The sequence below is a fragment of the Entomomonas asaccharolytica genome, from assembly GCF_016653615.1.
In the GTDB taxonomy this organism is placed as follows: Bacteria; Pseudomonadota; Gammaproteobacteria; order Pseudomonadales; family Pseudomonadaceae; genus Entomomonas; species Entomomonas asaccharolytica.
Map to the genome: position 1 here is coordinate 864,977 of NZ_CP067393.1, position 16,298 is coordinate 881,274.

Below are 16,298 nucleotides of genomic sequence, written 5' to 3' on the forward strand. Positions count from 1 at the left end.
AGATGGATTAAACCATACCTTTTTTGGTTTTATAATCAGTTATAGCTGCTTTAATAGCATCTTCTGCTAGAACTGAGCAGTGAATTTTTACTGGCGGTAATGCCAATTCTTCAGCTAACTGAGTGTTTTTAATGCTACCTGCTTCGTCTAGGGTTTTGCCTTTCATCCATTCAGTTGCTAATGAACTAGAGGCGATAGCACTACCACAACCATAGGTTTTGAATTTAGCATCTTCAATAATCCCTTGGTCATTGACTTTGATTTGCAAACGCATTACGTCACCACAGGCAGGGGCGCCTACCATGCCAGTCCCTACATTAGGATCTTCAGCATCCATTTTACCTACATTACGTGGGTTTTCATAATGGTCGATTACTTTATCGCTATAGGCCATTGTTTTATTCCTCAAATCGGTTAATACGGTAATAAGTCTTTATAATTAGTGAGCTTGCCATTCTATTTTGGAGATATCTACGCCATCTTTGTACATATCCCAAAGTGGTGATAGTTCTCGGAGTTTAGTAACTGCTTCACATACTTTTTGAGCGGCTAAGTCAACTTCTTGTTCAGTAGTAAAACGGCCAAAACCAAATCGAATAGAGCTATGGGCAAGCTCATCATTACGACCTAATGCACGAAGTACATAGGAAGGCTCTAGTGAGGCTGATGTACAAGCTGAGCCTGATGATACGGCCAAGTCTTTTAAAGACATCATAAGTGATTCACCTTCAACGTAGTTAAAACTTAGATTAAGAAGGTTTGGAACACTATTTTCTAAAGAACCATTTACATAAACTTCTTCTAATTGATTTACTTGGCTGTAGAACCTATCACGTAGTTGTTTAGCGTGTTCATTATCTTTTTGCATTTCTAACTTAGCAAGGTGTAGTGCTTCTCCCATACCGACGATTTGGTGTGTTGGGAGGGTACCTGAGCGCATACCACGTTCGTGTCCACCACCATGAATTTGCGCTTCAATTCTTACTCTTGGTTTACGTTGTACATAGAGTGCGCCGATGCCTTTTGGGCCATAGATTTTATGGGCGCAGATTGACATTAAATCAACTTTTAGATTTTCTAAATCAATGGCTAGTTTGCCTACTGATTGAGCGGCGTCTACATGAAATAACACGCCTTTGGAGCGAGTTAGTTCACCAATGGCAGCAATATCATTGATGGTACCAATTTCGTTATTCACATGCATGATTGATACAAGGATGGTGTCTTCTCGTAATGCTTCTTTTACCATGTCTACAGTAATTTCACCTTGCTCTGTAGGGGTTAAGTAAGTAACTTCAAAGCCTTCACGTTCTAATTGACGCATAGTATCTAGTACAGCTTTGTGTTCAATCTTTGAAGTAATAAGATGTTTACCTTTACTTGCATAAAAATGGGCAGCACCCTTAATAGCTAAGTTATCTGCTTCAGTTGCACCTGAAGTCCAAACAATCTCGCGGGGATCTGCGCCTATTACATCTGCTACTTGACGACGTGCATTTTCAACGGCTTCTTCTGCTTTCCAACCAAAAATATGAGAACGAGAAGCAGGATTACCAAAATTCCCTTCCATTGTTAAGCAGTCGATCATTTTTTTTGCAACACGTGGATCAACAGGGGTAGTGGCAGAATAATCTAAATAAATTGGCGAGCTCATCAGTTTTTCCTCACGGAAGAAATCATCTTATTCTAAAAAAGATGTTTCTATTTTATTACTATTAAGTGTATAGGCTGTTTGTTGTCGTTCATTTTGTCTACGTGCAACGTCGCGAATTTCACGTTTATTTACAAGATCAGCTAATGTAATACCACTTAAAAAATCATGTATTTGTTGGCTTAGACCTTGCCATAAATGATGGGTTAGGCAAATATCTCCAGAGTTACAACCAGCATGGCCTTGGCAGCGTGTAGCATCTACTGTTTCATTAACTGCATCAATGACTTCTGCAATATCAATACTATTCATATTGCGGGCTAACTGATATCCACCACCAGGGCCTCTTACACTAGTTACAAGTTCATAGCGGCGTAGTTTAGCAAATAATTGTTCAAGATAGGATAACGATATATCTTGTCTTTCAGAAATATCTGCTAGTGAGACTGGATTATGTTCAGCATTGATAGCAAGGTCGAGCATTGCAGTAACTGCATAACGGCCTTTAGTTGTTAAGCGCATTAATTTGCCTCAATATCAATAAATATAAAGCTATTATGCTATTTCCTACTATTTTAGTCAACTATTATGTAATGAAGAGAATATTACTAAATTTGATAAGTATATTAAGAAGTGGGTAATTATTTTAGTGTGTTTTGTGATAAATAGCTATTTTTACTTAAAATTTAGTTGAATTAGCTAGGTTAGATTATTAATTCAATTGCTATACTGTATTATAATCAGAATATTTTTTGGATAATGAAAAGGTTATGGTTACAGTGAGGCAGTATATAAAGTATTTTTTATCACTAAAACTGTTATTGTTAATAAGTATAGTGAATGTCGGATTTGCTCAAGATAGTGAACAACAGACATCAATAATAACAAATGATGTTGCTCCTGAACAGGAGTATCTAACACCAAGTCAGATTTTTGTCGCTTCTTTAAAGGAGGGAATGATAGTCGGTTATTTTAACCAGTATTGGGTAGCTGTCGATAAAATTGATATAAATGGCTATTACAGAAAGATAGTAAAAATAGAGGATAATAATAGTTTTGTGGTTCAAGATTTCTTTACAGATACTAATAAAAAGCAATCTGACCCTGTATTAATCCATAATATTTATGAGTTGAAGCAAGTAGGCTTTCTAAGAAGTATTGAGGGGCCTTATGTTACTTGGTATAAAAATGGACAAAAACAATATCAATCTTTTTATAATGAAAAAGGTGTATTAGATGGTGTCATACAGGCTTGGTATGACAGTGGTATATTAAAATTAAAAGGCCAATATGATAACGGTAAAAAGGCTGGTCAGTGGACAGAGTGGCATGCCAATGGTCGAGTAAAATCACAAGTTGATTATATAAATAATGTGTTAAGTGGGTCTTATAAGAAATGGTATGAGAATGGTCAACAGCACACATTAGGAAGTTATAAAAATGGTTTGTTAAATGGCTTGTGGATAGCATGGGGTAGTAAAGGGGAAAAAGTTTCTGAAGGAGAATATTCTGCTAATCATCGTATTGGATTATGGACTTATTATGCAGAAGGAAAAAAGTGGGCTGAAGGTAATTATATTAACGATTTACAGGATGGTATTTGGACTTATTGGAAAGAAGATGGTAGTAAAGATAAAGAAATTGTCTATCAAAAAGGGGTTAAGATAAAGGAAAGTCATTTTAACAAAAAAAGTGATAGCAATGGTTAAAAATAAAGATAAGGATATTATGAAAACAAAGCTTTATTGGGTATTAAGTAGATAGCACTTAATAAGCAACAAGTGATTGATTAACAAGTGGCTAATCAAGTAGTTAATCCTTGAGAGCGATAAGTCTACAAAGTAATAATTGACTATAAATATTAATTAGTGATTGGTTAGATGCTACTAAATATAAGTATGGTCATAATGAGCGAGATAGTGTAAAGCCCGTTGTTTATATAGCATTCTAATAAAATTAAAAAGGAGTAATTGACGATTACTCCTTTTATATATTTTATTTATTCCAAGGCATTTGACCTAGAATCTTCATTAGTGGACAACAGCCCACAAAACCTGCTGCAATCAGAACAATACCAATAACTGGAATTAAATAGAGTAGGAAACCAAGAAATCCTGTTAAGAATGGAATTAGGAAAATTAACAGTAAAACAATACCCAGAGTAATTTGCATTTGCCTCACTAATGACATTTTAGAGGCATTTGTATTAGTAGCTAATAGGGTAGGTAATCCTGCTTCTTTCCAAGCAATAAGGCCACCTTCCATATTATATACTCTATCACCTAAATCTTTTGCCAAATCACTGGCTTGTTGAGATTTTATGCCCCTCATACATTGAAAGATAATTTTCTTAGGTTGTGTTGCTAATGCTTGTAGTTGTGGTTGATTAAGTTGTTCGACAGGTACTGAACTTGCATAAACAATATGTTCCGCCTGAAACATATCGTTATCGCGCACGTCAACTAAAATGGCATCACCTGCTTTTAACATTTCTTCTGCCTGTTTTGGGGAAATATTAGTAGTCATAGTGTTACTCCTTACAAAATGTTTGATAAAGTACATCCATAATCTTAGTTACGGCTTCATTGCATATAGAATAATACAGCACTCTATGATCGCGTCTAAAAGTAACTATTTTTTCTTGCTTTAGTTTTGCTAAGTGCTGCGAAATAGAGGTTTGAGGTATTCCTGTAGTCTCTACTAAGCTTGTTACATTTTTTTCGCCTTCTGCTAATAAACAAAGAATTAATAACCGATGAGGGTTAGCAATTCCTTTTAAAAAATTAGCAGCAGTATTAGCTTTGTCTTGTATAGTATTCATATCACACTTTTCTAACTTGACGTTTTTATAATATCATAAAAATATAATATGAAAATATTTTTTATTTACTGATCATAATACTGACGAATTTTAGTAAATAGCTGTCCTGCTAACCAACCACCTAAGCTAGCTATTGGAAAAACCAATAAGATAAGTATTTTTAATTTCCAATAAGCAAAAGGAATCAGGAATACTAAAGATGCCCAAGGCAGAAAAATTTGACAGATTTTATCTGCTCGGACTAAAGGGTTAGCAATCGCTAAGGTAATAAAGCCGCTCATAATAGGAATAATTAAGCAGGTTATGACATTTAGCCAACTAAAATAAAGTAATACAGTAAATATAATGAGTGCACTTGCTGTACCTACAAGTATTGGAGGCCAAAAATAGATTCTTTTTTTTATAGTATGGATTTGTGGGTATTGGTCAGACATTTAATTAGATTCCTTTTATATTAATGCTGTCTTTTTGCCACTGTATAACACCCGCCTTATAATAGATTTGTTTTTCTATATTTCCATCCAGATCCCAATATTGCCAAAGCCCTTCAGGTCTGCCTAGTTTATAGTTGCCTTCAATTTCTATATTACCGTTAGTACCGTCATAACTTTTAAATAAACCTTCTGCATTGCCATTACTGACTGTAATCTCTAGTGCTTTATGACCATTGATAGACCATAAAGTGAGAGGGCCATCAAAAATAAGGTTTTGTAAATTGTAGTAGTTCAATGGTTGGAAATAATTAAGATTTTTCGTTTCTTTGATAACAAAAATATCAGATTGTTTACTATCAATTTGTTTATAGAAATTTTGAACCTTATAGTATCCTTCTGCTGTAATTTCTATAATTTTTCGATATAGAAAATCATTATTAGCAACAGTATCGCCTACTTTTATTGCATGAGTTTGAGTATTAGAGGTAAGTCGCTCTGAAGGTGTAGTGGTTGCTAAAAGAGGTAAACTAGTAGTAATCAATACTAGGCAGTAGTAAATAAATTTATACATTGCGGGTTTAGTCATTAACTAACTTTATTCAATAAGATTTATTTAGTATAAGTGATGAAAAATATAAATCCTAGTTAAACCAAATTTTTTATCGAACTCTTTGGTAGTAAAGCACTCTATACCATGATATAAAGTTGTTTAAATATAGACAAATGGATAAAGCTGTTGCATTATTGTATGCTTTACTGATTTTTATTAACTAATTTGTTTTTTATCATTCTGCTGTGCAAATTTTACAAAGGTAGTAACTGATGACTAAAGCCTCTGATCTTGTTGTGCAATGCCTTGAAAGTGAAGGCGTTAAATATATTTTTGGTATTCCTGGTGAGGAAAATCTAGATTTATTAGATTCCTTATCTCGCTCAGAGCAAATTCAACTTATTTTAACGCGTCATGAGCAATCAGCAGGGTTTATGGCGGCGACCTATGGTCGTTTAACAGGTAAAGTGGGGGTCTGTTTATCAACTTTAGGTCCAGGTGCAACCAATTTAGTTACGGCGGGTGCGTATGCTTATTTAGGTGGTATGCCTTTGTTGATGATTACTGGACAGAAACCTATTAGACGTTCTAAACAAGGTCGTTTCCAGATTTTGGATGTGGTGGGCATGATGTCACCATTGACTAAATTTACCCATCAATTAGCTTCCGCTGATAATATTCCATCACGGATACGTGAGGCTGTTCGCTTAGCTGAAGAAGAAAAACCTGGTGCTGTTCACTTAGAATTACCAGAAGATGTAGCAGCAGATGAAACGGATAATACTCCTATTCCTGCCAGTTTGACGCGTCGTCCATTAGCGGAAGAAAAAGCTATTCGTGCTGCTGTTTCTAAAATGGAAACTGCTAAAAGTCCAGTGTTAGTAATCGGTGCTGGCGCTAATCGTAAAATGACAGCGCGTGTTTTATACCAATTAATTGAAAAGACAGGTATTCCTTTTGTAACAACGCAAATGGGTAAAGGTGTGGTAGATGAAAGTCATCCTCGCTTCCTAGGTAATGCGGCATTGTCTTCAGGTGACTTTGTTCATAGAGCGTTAGAGTCTGCTGACCTTATTATTAATGTTGGACATGATGTTATTGAAAAACCACCTTTCTTTATGGTACGTGGTGGCACAGAGGTTATCCATATTAACTTCCGTTCCGCGGAAGTAGATCCTGTTTACTTCCCACAAATTGAAGTGGTAGGTGATATTGCTAATGCTATTTGGCAAATTAAACAAGAAATAATTGTCCAACCTACATGGGATTTCTCTCGTTTATTGGCTATTCGTGAGGCGAATGAAGCGCATTTAAAAGTAGGCGCTGATGATGATCGTTTCCCCATTTATCCACAGCGTTTAGTTGCTGATTTACGCAAAATTATGCCAGCAGATGGTATTGTGACGTTAGATAATGGCGTTTATAAACTCTGGTTTGCCCGTAATTATAAAGCCCATATGCCCAATACAGTATTACTAGATAATGCTTTAGCTACTATGGGGGCAGGGTTACCTTCTGCTATGGCAGCACGTCTTGTTCATCCAGATAAACCTATTGTTTCCGTATGTGGTGATGGTGGTTTTATGATGAATAGTCAAGAGTTAGAAACAGCTGTACGGTTAGGTTTACATATTGTGGTGATTATTTTACGTGATGATGCTTATGGTATGATCCGTTGGAAGCAATCCAATATGGCGTTTAATGATTTTGGTTTAACCTATGGTAATCCAGATTTTGTAAAATATGCAGAAAGTTATGGCGCTATGGGACATAGAGTAAATAGTGCAGCAGAGTTTGCCCCTTTAGTGCAAAAATGCTTACATGAACCTGGTGTGCATTTAATTGATTGTCCTGTGGATTATTCAGAGAATGATCATATATTAAATCATGAGATTAAAGAGTTAAGTGCTAAGATTTAATGGTTTAGTTGTGTTTAAAACCGCCTTATAAAGGCGGTTTTTTGTTAATTATGTGCTTAGTCTTATATAATAGAAATTTAAATTAGCTAACAAATTTATAGCGTGGAATTAAACATGGGAAAAAGAAAAGGTATTATTTTAGCAGGTGGCTCTGGAACAAGACTACATCCGATTACTTTAGGTGTTTCTAAGCAACTGTTACCCATTTATGATAAACCAATGATTTACTATCCAATGGCTACCTTAATGTTAGCTGATATTCAGGATATTTTAATCATCTCTACGCCTACAGATTTACCAGGTTTTGAAAGAATTTTTGGTGATGGCAGTGAGTGGGGGTTAAATATTCAATATGCAGCACAACCTTCTCCAGATGGCTTAGCACAAGCCTTTATTATTGGTGAGTCGTTTTTAGGTAATGATCCTAGTTGTTTAATTCTAGGTGATAATATCTTTCATGGTGCTAATTTTTCTGTTGGTTTAAAACAAGCTAATCAAAAGCAAACAGGGGCCACTGTATTTGGTTATCATGTATCTGATCCAGAGCGTTTTGGTGTAGTAGAGTTTGACAAAGATGGTAAGGTATTAAGTATTGAAGAGAAGCCTAAAAAGCCAAAGTCTCATTATGCAGTAACAGGGCTTTATTTTTATGATAATCAAGTCATAGATATTGCTAAAAATATTAAACCCTCAGTAAGAGGGGAATTAGAGATAACCGATGTTAATTGTGTATATCTTGAACAGCAGTCCTTAGATGTACAGTTGTTAGGGCGTGGTTTTGCTTGGTTAGACAGCGGTACACACGATTCATTATTAGAAGCCAGTCAATATGTATATACTTTAGAAAAACGCCAAGATGCTAAAATTGCGTGTTTAGAAGAAATAGCTTATCAAAAAGATTGGATAACGACTGAGCAACTTGAGAAAAGAGCTGAACAGTTGTGTAAAACGAGTTATGGTGATTATCTAAAGAAAATTTTAATGGATTAATAATAAAAAGGGAGTAGTTTATATTCCCTTTTTTATTGGCTATTCTTTAGCTAAACCATAACCGTAGTAGTCCTCGAAAAGTCTTTTTATTCCAGTATTTCCAAGGTATTTGCTTAAGTATCCGTTTAGCCAATTGTTTATCTCTTGAAGCACTTTTTAAGAACATTGAATTACACATTTTCATTAGTACATCTTGGTAATGTGGGCTGTCTTTAAAACGTGCATAGGTTTTACAACTGTAATCAAACATAAAGGGTAAGTTTTTGTAGGTATTTGTTGGATGCTTACGATAGAGAGAAAGCACTTGCGGAAGCACATCCATAAAATAGCCCGCTTTAGTAATCGCAAGCATAATATATAAGTCTTCCAATCTAATTTCTGGATCAAAGCCACCTATTTTGATTAGTGCTTCTTTACGTAGCATTAGTGTTGCAGCCATGGCACCTGGTTTTCTATCGAGAAAAACATCATCAAAATCTAGGCGACGAAAAGGAATGTGGCGATGTTTTTGTTCTTTTTCTGGAAAAAGATTTCCATCACTATCAATAATATCCATATTGGAAGCACAAATGCCTACTTCTGGTTTATCCCAAATGTAGTTAACTTGGGTAGCGATACGATCAGCTAGCATAATATCGTCTGAGCCAAAAGGTACAATTAGCTCACCTTTCGCTCTAGCAATTGCTTCATTTAAAGTTTTTGATAGTCCTTTGTTTTCTTGAATGAGTAAATCAAAACCATGTTGTTTTTGAAGTTTTGTTAATAACTCAACACTATTGTCTGATGAGCCATCATCAATAACCAGTAGCTCGATATTAGGGTAGGTTTGATTAATGACACTATTAATAGTTTCTTCAATATAGTGCGCGTGATTATAGGAGGAGATAATAACGGTAACAATAGGGGTGTTTTGAGTGTCCATTAATAAACCGATTAATAAATAAAAAATTAAATTAATTATAACGTATCTATCAGTAGTGAGGTATGGTAGTAGCTATATTTACTTTGCTTGATTCTTTAGTCGAGTAAGAATACGATCGAGACTATTGGCAAATTGTTGTTTGTCTTTGTCACTGTAACTTGCTTGTTGGGAATTAATTTGACCTTGATCTCTTAGTTCTGTAAATAAATTACGCATTGCTAGTTTGTTGGACATGTTATTAGGGGTAAATTCTTTGCCTTTTGGGTCAAGTACAGCGACTTGCTTTTTTATTAATCTATCTGCCAAAGGGATATCGCTACATATCACGAGATCGTTGGGTTGAGAGTTGTCTACTAAATAGTCATCAGCAGCATCCATGCCTGTTGGTACAATAACAAGACTTACCCAATTAAAAATGGGTTTATTTTGTGCTTGTCCTGCTACTAAAGTGACTTGCAAGTTACGTTTATGAGCAAATTTATAAACTAATTCTTTGGCAACTTTGGGGCAAGCATCTGCATCAATCCAAATCTGCATGTAATAATTACTCTTGATTAATAAATAAAATTAATTATAACATTACCGCTATAGGTTATACTTGTGTTTAATAGCGATTAATTATTAAATTTAAAATGCTCCACAGCCAATAGATATTTTGCAATGAATAAGATAATAACATTGTTTATAGTAGTCTTTTTTTCAGTTTCTATTGTTCAAGCAGAACAAAAAGAAGGAGCAAGTTCTATTTTTCCATGGCAAGAAGGACAAATTGTTGCAGAAACTGATAGTAGCCATGATACTGCATTATTTAATTACAGGGTTTATCGTCTTTTTTTAAAAAAAGTAGCTGATGGATTTCTTGTGCAAGAGTTATATAAAGACTCTAATAATAAAGCGACAGATCCATTTGTGATTGAAAAGATGGAGGATGTAACACGCATTCCTTATGTTTATTACACTATGCCTGAGTCTGAGTTAAGCATTACAGGTACTTATACGATGTGGTATGAGAATGGTATTAAAATGCAAGATGGAAATTATATCAGTGGTAAAAAAGATGGTCTGTGGACACGTTGGTTTGATACAGGACAAAAAAATGCCGAAGGCATGTATAAGTTAGGCAAGTTAGAGGGTTTGTGGCGTATGTGGAATATAGATGGTTCTAATATGAATGAAACCTTCTATAAAAATGGACGTTTAGAGGCTGTTTTATCTGATATAAAAGAAGATCAAAAAAGTAAATTAAGTAGTTTGAATGGCAATAAGATGGATAGGAATATTTGGTTAGTTTGGGATGAAAATGGCCATTTGAAGTCGCAAGTTATGTTGGTGAATGGTAAAAAGGAGGGGACTTGGGTTTCTTGGGATGATAGGGGAAAAAGAGAAATGCTGGGTTACTATAAAAATGATAAAAGAGAAGGTGTATGGAAAACATTTTGGTTAGATGATGCCGAAACTAAGCGTTCGGAAGGAAACTATAAGAATGGTAAAAAAGAAGGGATATGGATTTTTTGGGATAAATATGGCAATAAAATAAAAGAAGAACATTATAATCAAGGCAAGTTAACAAATAGAATTAACTTACAGTAATACAAAAAGGCTTATTGATTGATTTAAATAAGCCCTTTTCCACGTGTTAGAATAGTTCCATTGGTGCTACATCATCGCTAGACATAGGAAGTCCAGAAGAATTATCCCCTTTAATAGCATCTTCTTTCTTAAATATTTCTGTATAAGTATGTTGTGAGTAATCAGAAGCTAGACGGCCAGTATCAGCATCAATTTTAAGTTGTACAATACCAGCAGGTTTAGGCATTGTCTTATTAGGTTTATCTTTTAATGCTACTTGCATAAAGTCAATCCAAATTGGAAGCGCCAAGGTACCACCATACTCACGACGACCTAAGGTATCAGGTTTATCGAAACCCACCCAAACGACTGTAGTATAATCACCATTGTAACCCGTAAACCAAGTATCTTTAGTGTCATTAGTGGTTCCTGTTTTGCCCGCTAAATCAATACGTTTTAACACTAAAGCTCTAGTACCTGTACCTCGTCTAATTACATCTTGTAAGATACTATTCATAATATAAGCTGTGCGTTTATCAATAACCGACTCTGCTATATTAGGTATAGTCTTTAACTGATCATCTTTCTCCATAGGTATAAGTTCAGCTTTATACTCACTTACTTCAGCTATGGTTTGGTTTGTTTCTGGAATAGCTGGAGGTGCAGCTGTAAAAATAATGTTATTGTTACGGTCTTTGATTTCATCAATAACATAAGGGTAGAGTTTGTAGCCGCCACTAGCAAATACAGTCCATGCGCGTGCAATTTGCATGGGTGATACATCAGCAGAGCCTAAAGCGAGCGAAAGAGAAGGAGGCAAACTTTCTTTAGCAAAACCAAATTTCTCAATATAGTCTAATGTATTATCTATACCTACACTTTGTAATAAACGAATCGTCACTAAGTTTCTAGAGCGGTATAAACCTTCTCTTAAACTAATAGGCCCTAAAAATTTATTACCATCATTTTTTGGTTTCCATTTCTTCTTGTCAGAGCCATCTTCTACAACAATAGGTGCATCATTAATCTTACTTGCAGCAGTGAATCCTGCATCTAATGCAGCACTATAAATAAAAGGTTTAAAACTAGAGCCAGGTTGACGCTTAGCTTGGGTTACACGATTATAGTTACTTTGATCAAATGAAAAGCCACCCACTAACGCTTCAACAGCACCTGTTTGTGAATTTAAAGAAACTAAAGCAGATTCAGCTTTGGGTATTTGACTAAAATATAAAGTTCCTTGTTGGTCTCTTTGTACACGGATTAAATCCCCAACATTGACGATATCTTTAGGAGCCTTAGGCGGGGGACCCATACTATTGTTGGATAGATAAGGTCTTGCCCACTTCATTGTCTCCCACGCAACAGTCTCTTGTTGGTTTTGTTGAGTAAATACAATAATATTTTGATCATCAATAGCTGTTACTATCGCAGGTTCTAAGTATCCAATAGATTTTTGCTCTTTGATTGTATTTAACCAGTTTTCTGGTGGTAATGCCGATTGTTCTGCACCACGGTAGCCATGGCGTTTATCATATTCTAATAAACCTTTACGTAAAGCTTGATTGGCAGCTTCTTGTAAAGGTGAAGAGATAGTAGCAGTTACTTGATAACCATCTGTATAGGCTGCATCACCATATTTTTCAACCATTTCTAGACGTATTATTTCAGCTATATAAGGTGCGGCCAGTTCAGGAATAGCATCATGACGCTTTGCTGTTTCTGGTTCAGCTTTAGCTTTTTCATAGTCTGTTTTACTAATCATGCCTAAATGATGCATTCTTGCAAGAATCCAGTTTCTTCTTTCTAGACTACGTTTTGGATTAATTATAGGATTATTAGCAGATGGTGCTTTGGGAAGACCCGCTATGGTAGCCATTTGCGCTAATGATAACTCTTTAACAGATTTTCCATAATAAACTTGAGAGGCGGCTTCAATTCCATAAGAGCGGTAGCCTAAAAATATTTTATTAAGGTATAACTCTAAAATTTCTTCTTTAGTCAATTCTTGTTCTAATTTTAAAGCCAATAGAATTTCTCTGGCTTTACGTATATAGGTCTGTTCGCTTGATAAAAAATAGTTTCTTGCAACCTGCATAGTAATGGTGCTACCACCTGATTGTTTATGACCAGTGGTCGCTAGTTCCAGTATGGCGCGTAATAAACTTTTAAGATCAATACCATAGTGATTTTTAAAGTTATCATCTTCTGCTGCTAATAAAGCGTTGATAAAATTAGGCGGAATATCTTTGTAAGCAATAGGTGAGCGTCGCATTTCACCAAATTCAGCAATTAATTTATTATCTGCACTGTAAACGCGTAATGGTATTTGTAACTCTATGTGACGTATCGACTCAATAGATGGTAAATTGTGGCTTAAATAAAGAGCTGCGCCACTGATTACGAGTGGAACTGTACAAATTAATGTTATAAAAGACCACCAAATAAATTTATATAAACGAATCAAAATTAAGAAATTCCTAGCAAATAATAATAATATTTTGTTAAAATTATTGAGTTAGAACAACACTTGCGACATATTATAGCTTTTTTATGTAAAGATAACTATGAATTGAGTAGTAAAATTTGATATTTATATATAGTATATAGTATGTACAGAGTAATTTTCCGTAAGTTGCGGATGTAGATAGGGAAAAACATCGTGCTATTTAAAAAGAAAGTAAAAAAGTTATTGGGGATTGATATAGGTGCTAGCTCAGTTAGAGTGGTGGACTTAGATCAGTCAGGAGCTTCTTATATATTAAATGGGTATGCTGTCGAAGAACTGCCATTAGGCGTTGTTTCTGATAGAAATATCCATGATATTGAAGCAGTTGGTAAAGTCTTAGAGAAAGCAGTTAAAGCTGCTAAGGTTAAGGCAACGTCTGCGGTAGTAGCCGTGGGCGGCTCATCTGTGATTACTCGTGTTGTTGAGGTTACAAAAGGAATGAGTGATGCTGATGTAGAGGTACAACTGCAGTTAGAAGCTGATCAATATATCCCTTATCCTTTAGATGAAGTAGCTATTGATTTTGCTCGTTTAGGAACATCATCACCTAATGATGATTCTAAAGAAGAGGTTTTATTAGCTGCTTGTCGTAAAGAAAGTATTGAAACAAGAGAAGCAGTATTGGCCTTCACAGGATTATCTGCAGGTGTTGTTGATCTTGAGTCTTATGCTATGGAACGAGCGGCAGCACTTATCCCTATGGTGAAAAAAGCTGGATCTGTTTCACCCGTTGCTGTTGTTGATATTGGGTCATCAATGCTCAGCTTTAATATTATCCATAATGGTCATATTATTTATAATCGTGAGCAAATGTTTGGTGGTCGGCAGCTTACTGAAGAAATTCAAAGGCATTACGGGCTAACTTTCCTTGATGCCGAGCGGGCGAAGAAAAGAGGAGAGTTGCCAGAAGATTATGAGCAAGCAGTATTGCAAGGGTTTATGGATCAAATATCTGATCAAATAGCGCGTTCGTTACAGTTTTTCTTTGCTACAGGACAATATAATACTATTGACGGTATAGTTCTAGCAGGTGGTGGTGCAAGAATTCAGCAATTACCAAGTTATATTCAAGATAAATTAAACATCCCAACAGAGATGGCTAATCCTTTTGCAGAAATGAAAACATCATCAAAAATTAATGCATCTGTATTAGCACAGGATGCACCATCCTTGATGATTGCTTGTGGCTTAGCAATGAGGAGTTTTGACTAATGGTACGTATTAATTTATTACCATGGCGTGAGCAGCTACGGGAAGAGCGCAAACGTCAGTTTTTTATAGCTGTGGCTATTGCAATAGTGGTGGGTGTTATTTTGGTTTACATTGCAAATAAGTATTTTGAATTGCAGGTTGAAAATCAAAATTTACGTAACCGTTATTTACAAGAGCAAATTACAGTGATGAATAATAATCTTAAAATAATTGAGGATTTAAAGTCTAAAAAATCTGAATTATTATCACGGATGAAGATTATTCAAGATTTACAATCAAATCGTCAAATTTTAGCAAGATTATTAGATCAATTTGTTCGTACATTACCAGAGGGTGTTTTTTATACTTCAGTATCCAAAAAGAATAAACAAATAACTATTCAAGGTATGACAGTTTCTAATAATCGTGTTTCGCAATTAATGCGTAATTTTGAAAACTCACCATGGTTGGCTAATCCTAATTTGACAGTAATTAGTCAAATTAATCAAAAAGATCCAAACGACAAAACAGCAAGTTTTACTTTGTTAGTTGATCAAAGTGAACCAAAGGATGGGGGAGTTTCACAATGAGTTTTAATTTAAAAAGTTTAGATTTAAATAACTTAGATCTAAAAAGTCCTGGAACATGGCCTCTACCTATAATGGTTCTTGCCTGTTTTTTAGTACTAATCATAGTCTGTATTTTAGGCTATCAATTTGTATTAAGTGATATACGTGCTTCTTTGGATAAAGCAAGGAACGAAGAGCCAAAATTAAAAGCAGATTTTGAAACAAAAGCTGCTCAGTCAGCTAGTTTAAATGCTTATAAGGCTCAAATGGATGCTATTGAGGAATCATTTAGTGGTTTACTTAAGCAACTACCTGCTGAAACTGAAGTTCCAGGTTTGATTGAGGATGTCACTAAAGCTGGCTTAACTAGTGGTTTAGAGTTTAAACAGATTAGATTGCAAAAAGAGGTAAGACAGCCTTTTTATGTGGAGTTGCCTGTACAAATTACTGTAACAGGTAATTATCATGCATTTGCTAATTTTGCTACAAAGGTTGCTGCATTGCCTAGAATTGTTACATTAAATGATTTCACAATAAAACCAGATGCAGTGGGGGATTCTTCTAAATTAACAATTGATGTTTTAGCAAAAACATACCGTTACCGTGAGGATGTGAAATGATAATATTTAAGCGCATTCTATTTCTTGGTGTTTTAACAAGCGTATTGGTAGGTTGTGGAAACTCAGGTGTTGTTGATTTAGAAGAATATGTTGACCGTGTTAAAGCTAGACCTGCGAGGGCAATTGAGCCATTGCCTGAACCAAAGCCTTATTTACCTTTTTCATATACAGCTACTTTTATGAGAGATCCTTTTCAAAGTCAAGATGCTATTATTCAACCAGATCCAATCCGTGAAGATCTTAGTAAGTGTCTTATGCCTGATTTAACAAGACCGAAACAGTATTTAGAAGGTTTTGATATAGGATCATTTATTATGGTAGGTACAATTGAAAATGACAAAGAGCATTATGCCTTATTGCGTGGTGCTGGAGGTATTCATCGCATAAGAGTAGGAGATTACATTGGTGTAAATCATGGTCAAGTAGTCTCTATTAATGATTTTGGACTTGAAGTTCTTGAGAAAATTTCTGATGGTAACGAAGGTTGCCGAGAAAAAACTTATATCTTAGAGCTTAAAAATTAATCTTAAGGATGTTACAGATGAAAAAGAAT

The 16,298-nt window shown here is 35.1% G+C and carries 18 protein-coding genes; 8 read left to right on the forward strand and 10 right to left on the reverse strand.

What is annotated here, in order from left to right; translation table 11 throughout:
- Positions 1-7: 7 nt before the first annotated feature.
- From iscU to iscR, 3 genes are read right to left on the reverse strand one after another with little or no spacing between them, the layout of a single operon-like run.
- Positions 8-394: a Fe-S cluster assembly scaffold IscU gene (iscU, locus tag JHT90_RS03900; protein ID WP_201094387.1), complete on the reverse strand. Its 387-nt coding sequence runs from the start codon at positions 392-394 to the stop codon at positions 8-10.
- Between the two features lie 45 nt (positions 395-439).
- The gene (locus JHT90_RS03905) at positions 440-1,654 is read right to left on the reverse strand and encodes an IscS subfamily cysteine desulfurase (RefSeq protein WP_201094389.1); all 1,215 of its coding nucleotides are present in this window, start codon (positions 1,652-1,654) and stop codon (positions 440-442) included.
- Between the two features lie 27 nt (positions 1,655-1,681).
- Positions 1,682-2,173: a Fe-S cluster assembly transcriptional regulator IscR gene (iscR, locus tag JHT90_RS03910; RefSeq protein ID WP_201094391.1), complete on the reverse strand. Its 492-nt coding sequence runs from the start codon at positions 2,171-2,173 to the stop codon at positions 1,682-1,684.
- Positions 2,174-2,487: 314 nt separating this feature from the next.
- Here iscR and JHT90_RS03915 point away from each other — a divergent pair, with 314 nt between their 5' ends.
- Positions 2,488-3,360: a toxin-antitoxin system YwqK family antitoxin gene (locus tag JHT90_RS03915; protein WP_236254031.1), complete on the forward strand. Its 873-nt coding sequence runs from the start codon at positions 2,488-2,490 to the stop codon at positions 3,358-3,360.
- A gap of 286 nt (positions 3,361-3,646) precedes the next feature.
- On the opposite strand, the gene JHT90_RS03920 is transcribed toward JHT90_RS03915, so the two are convergent.
- From JHT90_RS03920 to JHT90_RS03935, 4 genes are all read right to left on the reverse strand, one after another.
- Positions 3,647-4,177 carry a rhodanese-like domain-containing protein gene (locus JHT90_RS03920; RefSeq protein ID WP_201094395.1) on the reverse strand — a complete coding sequence of 177 codons (531 nt, stop codon included), beginning with the start codon at positions 4,175-4,177 and terminating at the stop codon, positions 3,647-3,649.
- Between the two features lie 4 nt (positions 4,178-4,181).
- Positions 4,182-4,472 carry an ArsR/SmtB family transcription factor gene (locus JHT90_RS03925; RefSeq protein ID WP_201094396.1) on the reverse strand — a complete coding sequence of 97 codons (291 nt, stop codon included), beginning with the start codon at positions 4,470-4,472 and terminating at the stop codon, positions 4,182-4,184.
- Between the two features lie 65 nt (positions 4,473-4,537).
- Complete coding sequence (locus JHT90_RS03930) at positions 4,538-4,906, reverse strand: hypothetical protein (protein WP_201094398.1); 369 nt, start codon at positions 4,904-4,906, stop codon at positions 4,538-4,540.
- Positions 4,907-4,910: 4 nt separating this feature from the next.
- Positions 4,911-5,492, reverse strand: coding sequence for a toxin-antitoxin system YwqK family antitoxin (locus tag JHT90_RS03935; protein WP_201094400.1), 582 nt, complete (start codon positions 5,490-5,492; stop codon positions 4,911-4,913).
- Positions 5,493-5,728: 236 nt separating this feature from the next.
- On the opposite strand from JHT90_RS03935, the gene JHT90_RS03940 reads away from it, so the two are divergent.
- A complete protein-coding gene (locus tag JHT90_RS03940) occupies positions 5,729-7,375 on the forward strand; it encodes an acetolactate synthase large subunit (RefSeq protein WP_201094402.1) in 1,647 nt (548 codons plus the stop codon).
- 114 nt (positions 7,376-7,489) lie between these two features.
- Complete coding sequence (gene rfbA, locus JHT90_RS03945; protein ID WP_201094404.1) at positions 7,490-8,365, forward strand: glucose-1-phosphate thymidylyltransferase RfbA; 876 nt, start codon at positions 7,490-7,492, stop codon at positions 8,363-8,365.
- A gap of 46 nt (positions 8,366-8,411) precedes the next feature.
- On the opposite strand, the gene JHT90_RS03950 is transcribed toward rfbA, so the two are convergent.
- Both JHT90_RS03950 and JHT90_RS03955 read right to left on the reverse strand, forming a co-directional pair.
- Positions 8,412-9,287, reverse strand: a complete 876-nt coding sequence (locus tag JHT90_RS03950; RefSeq protein ID WP_201094405.1) for a glycosyltransferase — start codon at positions 9,285-9,287, stop codon at positions 8,412-8,414.
- A 78-nt stretch (positions 9,288-9,365) separates the two neighbouring features.
- The gene (locus JHT90_RS03955; protein ID WP_201094407.1) at positions 9,366-9,824 is read right to left on the reverse strand and encodes a YaiI/YqxD family protein; all 459 of its coding nucleotides are present in this window, start codon (positions 9,822-9,824) and stop codon (positions 9,366-9,368) included.
- A 141-nt stretch (positions 9,825-9,965) separates the two neighbouring features.
- Between JHT90_RS03955 and JHT90_RS03960 the strand changes: the two genes are divergently transcribed.
- Positions 9,966-10,877, forward strand: coding sequence for a toxin-antitoxin system YwqK family antitoxin (locus tag JHT90_RS03960; protein ID WP_201094409.1), 912 nt, complete (start codon positions 9,966-9,968; stop codon positions 10,875-10,877).
- Between the two features lie 46 nt (positions 10,878-10,923).
- On the opposite strand, the gene JHT90_RS03965 is transcribed toward JHT90_RS03960, so the two are convergent.
- Positions 10,924-13,320, reverse strand: coding sequence for a penicillin-binding protein 1A (locus JHT90_RS03965; protein ID WP_201095754.1), 2,397 nt, complete (start codon positions 13,318-13,320; stop codon positions 10,924-10,926).
- A 198-nt stretch (positions 13,321-13,518) separates the two neighbouring features.
- Here JHT90_RS03965 and pilM point away from each other — a divergent pair, with 198 nt between their 5' ends.
- Genes pilM through JHT90_RS03985 form a run of 4 tightly spaced genes read left to right on the forward strand, consistent with a single transcriptional unit; the run spans position 13,519 to position 16,269 of the window.
- On the forward strand, positions 13,519-14,577 hold the full coding sequence (gene pilM / locus JHT90_RS03970) for a type IV pilus assembly protein PilM (protein ID WP_379971852.1): 1,059 nt from the start codon (positions 13,519-13,521) through the stop codon (positions 14,575-14,577).
- Positions 14,577-15,146 (forward strand): PilN domain-containing protein, encoded by a 570-nt coding sequence (locus JHT90_RS03975; protein ID WP_201094411.1) that lies wholly within the window; start codon positions 14,577-14,579, stop codon positions 15,144-15,146. Before pilM ends, JHT90_RS03975 begins: the two co-directional genes overlap by 1 nt.
- On the forward strand, positions 15,143-15,745 hold the full coding sequence (locus JHT90_RS03980) for a type IV pilus inner membrane component PilO (protein ID WP_201094413.1): 603 nt from the start codon (positions 15,143-15,145) through the stop codon (positions 15,743-15,745). The genes JHT90_RS03975 and JHT90_RS03980 overlap by 4 nt, the downstream gene beginning before the upstream one ends.
- Entirely contained in the window at positions 15,742-16,269 is a 528-nt protein-coding gene (locus JHT90_RS03985; RefSeq protein ID WP_236254034.1) for a pilus assembly protein PilP, read from the forward strand. The genes JHT90_RS03980 and JHT90_RS03985 overlap by 4 nt, the downstream gene beginning before the upstream one ends.
- Positions 16,270-16,298: the final 29 nt, after the last annotated feature.

What these genes read in the sequence shown, in the direction of transcription:
- JHT90_RS03920 (WP_201094395.1), bottom strand. Translation starts at nt 4,177, where the DNA reads ATGACTACTAATATTTCCCCAAAACAGGCAGAAGAAATGTTAAAAGCA.
- JHT90_RS03935 (WP_201094400.1), bottom strand. Translation starts at nt 5,492, where the DNA reads ATGACTAAACCCGCAATGTATAAATTTATTTACTACTGCCTAGTATTG.
- JHT90_RS03940 (WP_201094402.1), top strand. Translation starts at nt 5,729, where the DNA reads ATGACTAAAGCCTCTGATCTTGTTGTGCAATGCCTTGAAAGTGAAGGC.
- JHT90_RS03905 (WP_201094389.1), bottom strand. Translation starts at nt 1,654, where the DNA reads ATGAGCTCGCCAATTTATTTAGATTATTCTGCCACTACCCCTGTTGAT.
- JHT90_RS03985 (WP_236254034.1), top strand. Translation starts at nt 15,742, where the DNA reads ATGATAATATTTAAGCGCATTCTATTTCTTGGTGTTTTAACAAGCGTA.
- iscU (WP_201094387.1), bottom strand. Translation starts at nt 394, where the DNA reads ATGGCCTATAGCGATAAAGTAATCGACCATTATGAAAACCCACGTAAT.
- iscR (WP_201094391.1), bottom strand. Translation starts at nt 2,173, where the DNA reads ATGCGCTTAACAACTAAAGGCCGTTATGCAGTTACTGCAATGCTCGAC.
- JHT90_RS03980 (WP_201094413.1), top strand. Translation starts at nt 15,143, where the DNA reads ATGAGTTTTAATTTAAAAAGTTTAGATTTAAATAACTTAGATCTAAAA.
- JHT90_RS03930 (WP_201094398.1), bottom strand. Translation starts at nt 4,906, where the DNA reads ATGTCTGACCAATACCCACAAATCCATACTATAAAAAAAAGAATCTAT.
- JHT90_RS03925 (WP_201094396.1), bottom strand. Translation starts at nt 4,472, where the DNA reads ATGAATACTATACAAGACAAAGCTAATACTGCTGCTAATTTTTTAAAA.
- rfbA (WP_201094404.1), top strand. Translation starts at nt 7,490, where the DNA reads ATGGGAAAAAGAAAAGGTATTATTTTAGCAGGTGGCTCTGGAACAAGA.
- JHT90_RS03975 (WP_201094411.1), top strand. Translation starts at nt 14,577, where the DNA reads ATGGTACGTATTAATTTATTACCATGGCGTGAGCAGCTACGGGAAGAG.
- JHT90_RS03955 (WP_201094407.1), bottom strand. Translation starts at nt 9,824, where the DNA reads ATGCAGATTTGGATTGATGCAGATGCTTGCCCCAAAGTTGCCAAAGAA.
- JHT90_RS03950 (WP_201094405.1), bottom strand. Translation starts at nt 9,287, where the DNA reads ATGGACACTCAAAACACCCCTATTGTTACCGTTATTATCTCCTCCTAT.